The 6,159-nt window shown below is 40.3% G+C and carries 4 protein-coding genes and 1 pseudogene; 2 read left to right on the plus strand and 3 right to left on the minus strand.

Going from position 1 to position 6,159, the window contains the following annotated elements:
- Positions 1-128 precede the first annotated feature (128 nt).
- The 3 genes and pseudogenes from darG to J2S25_RS18110 form a co-directional block, all read right to left on the minus strand.
- Positions 129-1,169: a type II toxin-antitoxin system antitoxin DNA ADP-ribosyl glycohydrolase DarG gene (gene darG / locus J2S25_RS18100; protein ID WP_044390343.1), complete on the minus strand. Its 1,041-nt coding sequence runs from the start codon at positions 1,167-1,169 to the stop codon at positions 129-131.
- A 30-nt stretch (positions 1,170-1,199) separates the two neighbouring features.
- A pseudogene (locus tag J2S25_RS18105) lies at positions 1,200-1,823 on the minus strand (terminase large subunit domain-containing protein); the annotation flags it as partial.
- Positions 1,824-2,196: 373 nt separating this feature from the next.
- Positions 2,197-2,775: a TetR/AcrR family transcriptional regulator gene (locus J2S25_RS18110; protein WP_044390348.1), complete on the minus strand. Its 579-nt coding sequence runs from the start codon at positions 2,773-2,775 to the stop codon at positions 2,197-2,199.
- Positions 2,776-3,082: 307 nt separating this feature from the next.
- On the opposite strand from J2S25_RS18110, the gene J2S25_RS18115 reads away from it, so the two are divergent.
- Positions 3,083-3,850: an enoyl-CoA hydratase-related protein gene (locus J2S25_RS18115; RefSeq protein ID WP_044390349.1), complete on the plus strand. Its 768-nt coding sequence runs from the start codon at positions 3,083-3,085 to the stop codon at positions 3,848-3,850.
- A 14-nt stretch (positions 3,851-3,864) separates the two neighbouring features.
- Complete coding sequence (locus J2S25_RS18120; protein ID WP_044390350.1) at positions 3,865-5,418, plus strand: class I adenylate-forming enzyme family protein; 1,554 nt, start codon at positions 3,865-3,867, stop codon at positions 5,416-5,418.
- Positions 5,419-6,159 lie beyond the last annotated feature (741 nt).

A 6,159-nucleotide genomic window follows, 5' to 3' on the forward strand; every position in this document is an offset into this window, starting at 1 on the left:
AAAAATTTTGTGGGTTAGAGGAAAGACCTAAAAAGCAAAAGGCACGATGAGCAGCTAAAACCGCTGATCGTGCCTTTTTTTGTGGAAAACTTCCGATTGTCCTCTAAAAGGACCGTCTATTTGTCCCATTAATTATGATTATAAGCGAACGATTGTTTAAGTGTGTATCCCATTAATGTTTTTTCAATAATGTGAAGGTCGAACAACTTATCGATCCCGCTTACGATATCATCTTCTGAAAATCTGTTTGCTTTAACTTCTGACCAGCGTTTGAATTCATCTACAATTTCAGCTTGTGTTAATTCTTGTTTTTCCTTCAATAAATACGTAATAGTAGACAAACATTCTAATTCATGATTAGTACTGAGTGCGTTAATGTATTCTGCCGCTTTTTTAATAAATGGTTGTAACGTTGCAAGCTTTGATTCAACTTGACCACTTACAATTTTATTATATAAAATACAGTAGGCCTCTTGCGTATTTTCAACCCCATGATACTTCTGATATTCTTTAATGTTCTTACTAAGAATAGCAATAGAATTATCGTACGGACCGTATTTATGTCTTGTGAAATTGAAATAATGCTCCCCAGAAAAAATATCCATATAGAAAGCCGTCTTTTGAAGTCGTAACGTATCAAATTTCTTGAGGTGATGTTTGATATCCATTAAAACAAGCCCTGATAAACTTAAATTAGGTTCAGCTTTTGGTTGGGATACGTAATTTTGTGACGGTTCGTATATAAGGATTTGAACATTTTCATCAACATCGGATAGCTTTTTCTCAATTAACAATTTCACATCATTCCAAATCAAACCACCATTTCCGCTCCCTAAAGGTGGAATAGAAATCGATTGAATACCCAATTGCTCTATTAACTTTACAAGCTCGTTCAGTCCTTTTTCTACATATTCAATCTTAGACTTCGCTCTCCACTTGTTTTTAGTCGGAAAGTTAATGATGATTTTACCATCTTCTTTATAATGATGTAGCTTCCCAATTTGTAGTTCTCCTGTTTTACAGGCTTTGAGATAATCTTTATTATTGTTAGGAAACTGCATTTTGAACTGATAAGCGATCCCTTTCCCCATATAGCCTTCACAATTTACCGTATTCACCAATGCATCTGCTGATGATTTTAATAAATCACCTGAAGTATAGATAATCATTTTTCACCCCACTTTCTTAAACGGATTTTTCTATAGCCAGTAACCAACATCGACAAATGGCGGAGTTTTGGTAATTTCCTTTGACTGTAATTTCTCCCTTACTAGTGACCTTGTTTCTTCATTTTTCACATATATACAATGAAAAAGCTTGGCTGGAACAATTAAAGGCGTCAAACATTCAGCCATTTTTACATTCTTAGTATACCGCAGCTGTCTGAAGATGTTTTCTTCAGCAGGATTTTCCCTTGCACTAATAAATGCATTTCTAACTTTCTCTATGTCGATGGTATGGTCCAAAGATGGATTGGCTTTATACCATGTCTTTTCATTAGTCCAATCATCGTCGTCTTTCATTCCGTAAATGACTGGATAAAAAGTAGGGTCAATCTTTCTTCCCTCGATAATGTCTACCGCTTTTTGATGGACTTCCTAACAAATGGAGTTCCGATCCGTACCTGCAGTCGTAATTAAAAAGAAAAGCGGCTGCAGTCGAGCATCCCCAGAACCTTTTGTCATAACATCAAATAGCTCTCGGTTTGGTTGGGCGTGCAATTCATCAAAGACAACCGAGTGAACATTAAGACCATGTTTCGTGTATGCTTCAGCAGATAGCACCTCATAAAAACTATTAGTAGGTGTTCTCCTTAACCGTTCCAAATACATCTGGGATAATTTGGTCTTGCCAAGGCAACAGATCGAAAGAAACCCATTGGTCACCTCTTTCTTTTTCAACTAAAACGGAATAACCCCCAGTAAAACTCTAACAACCCGCCCATCAGCAAACATTTCGATTTCCTAATGGAACCCAGGAACCGCCCCTTCTCCCATAAAGAAAAACCAATTCGCGACAATAAATGAAAATCCTACAGTACAAAAGACTTAGAATAACCCGATTACAAAAAATCCACCAAGACACATTGCCCAGGCGGATTTTTGTTTATTCATTCTCACACAACCCAGCCACCCACACCCCATGCCTTCAGTTGTAAAAAAATGGTGGGACAAGGAACCTGTCCCTATGTCCCTCTCATACGCGATACCCCCTCATTAAAATCACGCTCATTGTTTTCGCCATTTCTTCCGCTGCCATTGAACCAGCCTGTGAATACCACTTGTAAGACCAGCTGCAAGCTCCTAGAATTGTTTGTACCGCAATCGATGGGTCAGTTTGAATGAAACACCCTCCCTCCATCGCCTTTTTATAGAGATCTGTGCAAGTTTTATAGTATTCGTCAATAAGTTTAATGGTTTCTTTGGTTGCCTGTTCAGGTAAACTTTTTTGTTCCTCAAAGAAAATACCCACGAATATTTTATTTTTCAGAATGAGCAATAAGTGTTGAATAACCATTTGCTCAAATTTTTCCGAGGGTTTTATATTTTGATTAAGCACTTTTTCTGAGTAAGCTGTCACCTTTTTCAAAACTTCGCGAATGATTGCTGTGATGATTTCCTCTTTATTTTTAAAATAGTGATAGATTGCAGGACGAGTGATCTCCAATTGTTTTGCTACTGTTTCCAGACTTGTATTTTTATAGCCCTTCTCAAAAAATAGTGCAGCAGCTTCATCAATAATCCGTTCCCTTGTTACCTCTTTATAGTTTCTCATTTATATCACCGTCTCTCTTCTAATATAAAAAGTTTACAAGGAAGGTTGAATTTTCGCAATATGGCGTTGATTTTCCTTTAATTACGTGTTAAATTTAGAATAATTAGATAATTTACTTACTAGTAAGTAAATTATCTTGCTCTTTATTAATTTCAGTAAAGGGGTAAAACAAAAAAATATTTGATGGGGAACCAGAGAGGCCAACCTTTTAAAACCTATGCATAGGTCCTAAACTAATTTCAGAGGATCGGGATCAACTGGAAATTCTTCTAGAAAGAGCTCTTACTAATATACGAGGGGGGATATCATGCGCAAAGTGCTTGTTGAACAAGTTGGTCCTGTTACTGTGATAAAAATTAATCGCCCGGAGAAACACAACTGCATCGATGGGGAAACAGCCGGTCAATTAAATGAAGCTTGGGTCAACTTTCGCGATGATTCTGATGCAAGGGTGGCGATTCTTACCGGGGAAGGAGCCTCCTTCAGTTCCGGAGCGGATTTGAAGGCGATTGATACCTTAAGACCGAATGATCAATATGATCCTCAGTTCGTTTACAACGGTAGCGGATATCTGGGGTTCACCAGGATGACGGACATTTTCAAGCCCACAATCGCAGCAGTGAACGGGTACTGTTTTGCTGGTGGATTGGAGATGGCTGCCTGGTGTGATATTCGAATCGCTTCGGAAAACGCAGAGTTCGGCTGTCTAGAACGCAGATGGAATGTACCGCTTGTGGATGGGGGTACACAAAGGATTCCCAGGATTGTGGGCTGGGGAAGGGGAATGGATTTGATTATCACAGGTCGGAGAATCAATGCAAGAGTTGCACTGGATTGGGGTCTCGTCACAGAGGTGGTTGATTCTCAACATCTATTGAACCGTGCAATAGAACTTGCCCAACAGATTGCTGCTTATCCGCAGGGTTCACTTTTAACGGATAAACAAGCGGCGGTCAGAGGTTGGGGGTTGCCGTTGGAGGAAGCCTTACGTATTGAATGTCAACTTGGTATGCCCCATACAAAAAGCTTTGAAACAGAAGAAGGATTAGGAAATTTCAAAAATCGTAAACAATAAGGGGGATGAAGAGAATGATTGCTGCAGAATTGATTCGCCGTGGCGCTGTATATTATCCTGATAAGATTGCTGTCATTTATGAAGGGGATTCACGTACATTCAAAGAAGTGAACCAAAACTCCAATCGGCTTGCAAATGCTCTCCACAAACTTGGCCTCAAAAAAGGCGATCGGGTGGCCTTTTTGCTTGCCAATTCAGTCCAAAGTGTAGAAATTGATTTTGCAATGATTAAATCGGGACTTGTACGCGTCCCTTTGAATACGAGGCTTTCTGAGCAAGAATTAATTCACATGATTAATGAAACGGATGCAAAAGCATTACTTTTTACAGAGGAGTTTGCTGAAAAAGTTGCAACTTTGCGTCCACAGACCCCAGATTTGGAATGGTATTGTCAAGTTAATGGTGTATCAACGTACGATTGGACAATTCCGGTTTCTAAAGAAATGGAGCTAGTCTCTGATGAAGAACCCGAAGTCGAATTGAAGGAAGATGATCCTGTAACTCTTCAATATACGTCAGGTACAACAGGTAAATTGAAAGCGGCCATTCATACACAACGTTCATGGGCAGCTATCGCAGCAAATATTTTGTCTACACTCACAATAAAAGAGGGCGACATGATGATGCATGCCGCACCACTCACTCACGCATCCGGAACACTCATCCTCCCTCACTGGGTGAGCGGAGCTTCAAATGCCATTTTGCCAGGTTTTGAACCAAAGTCTTTCCTTGAAGCGGTTGAACAATTAAAACCGACAACCCTGAACCTTGTACCAACGATGGTAGTCATGTTGCTGTCATACCCTGATGTGGGAAAATACTCATTCAATTCCGTCCGCTCCATCATCTACGGTGCCTCTCCTATGCCTCGCGAAGCACTGAAAAGAGGATTGGAATTATGGGGACCGAAGTTCATCCAATACTTTGGCCAAACCGAAGCTCCACTTATCCTGACGGTAATGGGGATTGACGATCACGTGGAGGCACTTGAAAATCCTCAACAATACAACCGACTTCTATCCTGTGGAAGGCCAACGGTAACAACAGAATTAAAGATTGTAAATGAAGAAGGACAGGAAATGAAGGCAGGGGAAATTGGCGAGATTATCATCTCCTCCAGTCAGGCAATGGCTGGTTATTGGAAAGAGGAGCAACTGACAAAAGAGACGATGAAGGGAAAGTGGGTATATACCCGTGATATGGGATACATCGATGAAGATGGCTACATGTATCTTGTGGATCGAAAATCAGACATGATTATTAGTGGCGGCTATAACATTTATCCTCGTGAGGTGGAAGAGGTGCTCTATCAACACCCTGCAGTGAGAGAAGCCGCTGTCGTCGGCGTACCTGATGAAAAGTGGGTGGAGACAGTCAAAGCATTCATCGTACTAAAGGAAGGAATGACTGCAACATCAGCAGAACTCATCCTGCATTGCCAACAGCATCTAGCTTCTTATAAAAAACCAAAATATGTTGTATTCATTGATAGCCTTCCGAAAAGCGCTGTCGGTAAAATTGTAAGGAGAAAGCTTCGGAGGGAAGATAACCAGGCATCTCCAAAATAATTGTCTGTTAAGCATGGCTGAGAAGCAGCTTCAAGTTGAACATTAGTTGGGCATGCAATTGGTTGGGAAATCGAGTAGATGACTAGCCATTAATTGGCTAGTCGACCTCTCACACCACCCTGCGTACGAATCCATACAGGGCGGTTCAACCTTTTAAGTATCGTTTCTCATAAAGTCGGGACATATCCTTGAGTCCCCATTTTATGAGCCTTTCTCTTGTTATTGTCCTATGGACGATGGACTATTTCGCTCCTAGAGATGCGCCAGTCATCGCATCATTATTATGGTTTATGCCATATTTTCGAAGCAATTTATATCTTGAGATTTAAAATACCCATGCCGCTACAAGCCCAGGACAAATAACCCCAGCAAAACTAAAACAACCGACCATGCAGCAAATATTTCGATTCCCGAATGAGACCTAGGAAGAACGAAATCGCTCTACGATTGCTCAAAAACCTACCAATCAAGTCTAATTCTTTATAGTATAATAGTGGTACCCGCAATGGAAATAAGGTGCAATTATTGAAATCCCGTAATTCAACACATATCCAGAATATCCTTCTTTTAAATCCTGCATTCCCGAAGCTACTGTAACGAGGTTGGTGGCGAAATGCCGATATTCTCGTATAGTGCCTTTTGACGCTTAGTTACTTCTCCTATGCGGATCTGAGCACCTGGTTGTTCAAAACACTCAATGATGTCAAATTCATCAAGAAGTCCCTGCATTGTATACTTTTT

Origin of the sequence: Mesobacillus stamsii, assembly GCF_030814065.1 — a bacterium.
Lineage (GTDB): Bacteria > Bacillota > Bacilli > Bacillales > Cytobacillaceae > Mesobacillus > Mesobacillus stamsii.